Below are 281 nucleotides of genomic sequence, written 5' to 3'. Positions count from 1 at the left end.
CGCGGCAGGTAAACTTCTCCCGCACCGTCTGGATGACCTTCCACTGGCGCGGGATGACCTCCAGGGTCTCGGTAACGTCTTCACCAAGCTTCGACAGTTTGGTGGAGCCGCAGCAGGCGCAATTCGCGGGAGCAGCGATTACGACGCGCTCACGCGGCAGGTGTTCAGGAAAGGGCTTGCGTGACGGACGCCTGCGCTCGAAAGCTTTGACGGTTGACGCTTTGGCGGCGATTTCCGCGACCAATTCATCTTCACCGGCGTCTGCTTCGAGCTCCTCGAGC

The 281-nt window shown here is 61.6% G+C and carries 1 protein-coding gene; it reads right to left on the bottom strand.

What is annotated here, in order from left to right:
* Positions 1-281: IS66 family transposase zinc-finger binding domain-containing protein (locus tag T18_RS28210; RefSeq protein ID WP_323455286.1), on the bottom strand; the 281-nt coding region annotated here is incomplete at both ends.

It is taken from the genome of Rhizobium sp. TBD182 (assembly GCF_001950375.1).
GTDB classification, from domain to species: Bacteria; Pseudomonadota; Alphaproteobacteria; order Rhizobiales; family Rhizobiaceae; genus Agrobacterium; species Agrobacterium tumefaciens.
This window is presented reverse-complemented; position numbering and strand designations above follow the sequence as displayed.